The organism is Streptosporangium sp. NPDC002607 (assembly GCF_053592655.1).
Genome location: NZ_JBSFWD010000159.1, coordinates 1 through 1,519 on the forward strand (window position 1 = coordinate 1; position 1,519 = coordinate 1,519).

The window sequence follows — 1,519 nt, forward strand, 5'->3', positions numbered from 1 at the left end:
ATCGTGATCGTGGGGATGGCGTGCCGTTATCCGGGTGGGGTGGCCTCTCCGGAGGATCTGTGGCGGCTGGTGATCGAGGAGACCGACGCGATCACTGGTTTCCCGACATCGCGCGGCTGGGATCTCGGAGCGTTGTACAACCCGGATCGGGAGAGCCGTGGAACCAGTTACGTGCGTGAGGGCGGGTTCCTGCACGACGCGGGGGAGTTCGACCCCGGGTTCTTCGGCATCTCGCCCCGCGAGGCGCTGGCGATGGACCCGCAGCAGCGACTGCTGCTTGAGGCGTCCTGGGAGGCGGTCGAGCGGGCCGGGATCGATCCGGTCTCGCTGCGCGGTAGCCGTACCGGCGTGTTCGCCGGGGTCATGTACCACGATTACGCGACCGGTGTGGAGTTCCCACCGGAGGTGATGAGCTTCTCCGGTACCGGTAGCGCCGGTAGTGTCGCGACCGGCCGGCTGTCCTACACCCTCGGCCTGGAAGGGCCGGCGGTGACCGTGGACACCGCGTGCTCCTCCTCGCTGGTGGCACTGCACTTGGCCGCACAGGCCCTGCGCGGTGATGAGTGCTCGCTGGCGCTGGCCGGTGGTGTGACCGTGATGGCCACGCCGAACTCGTTCATCGATTTCAGCGCCCAGGGTGGGCTGGCCGCCGATGGACGGTGCAAGGCGTTCGCCGACGGCGCCGACGGTGCGGGGTGGGCCGAGGGCGTGGGCATGCTGGTGCTGGAGCGGTTGTCGGACGCGCGGCGCAACGGCCATGAGGTGCTGGCGGTGGTGCGGGGTTCGGCGGTGAACCAGGATGGTGCGTCGAATGGGTTGACGGCGCCGAACGGTCCGTCGCAGCGGCGGGTGATCCGCCAGGCGCTGGCCGGCGCCGGGCTGTCGCCGGCCGAGGTGGACGTGGTGGAGGGCCACGGTACCGGGACGACCTTGGGTGACCCGATCGAGGCGCAGGCCCTGCTGGCGACCTACGGCCAGGACAGATCGGACGATCGGCCGCTGCTGCTGGGCTCGATCAAGTCGAACATCGGTCACACCCAGGCCGCCGCCGGTGTGGCAGGTGTGATCAAGATGGTGCTTGCGATGCGGCACGGGGTGCTGCCCAAGACGCTGCATGTGGACGCACCCTCGTCACATGTGGACTGGGCCTCTGGTGCGGTGGAGTTGCTGACCGAGCCGACGGCGTGGCCGGAGACCGACCGTCCGCGCCGGGCGGGTGTGTCGTCGTTCGGGATCAGCGGCACCAACGCGCACGTGATCGTCGAGCAGGGACCGGAGCTCCCGGAGCCTGAGGCCAGGGTTCGCACAGGGGACCGGATGCCGGGTGTCGTCGTGGAGCCGCCGGTGGTTTCGGTGGTGGTGTCGGGTCGTACGGCGGAGGCGTTGCGGGCGCAGGCCGGGCGGCTGGTGTCGTATGTGGGCACCGATCCTGCTCCGGTGCTGAGCGATGTGGCGTTCTCGCTGGTGGCGACGCGGTCGGTGTTCGAGCATCGGGCGGTGGTGGTCGCGGCTGATCGTG

1 protein-coding gene is annotated in these 1,519 nt (G+C 69.8%); it reads left to right on the plus strand.

The window, feature by feature from the left end; translation table 11 throughout:
- A partial coding sequence (locus tag ACWD3H_RS47630) for a type I polyketide synthase (protein WP_451959798.1) occupies positions 1-1,519 on the plus strand: 1,519 nt, incomplete at both ends.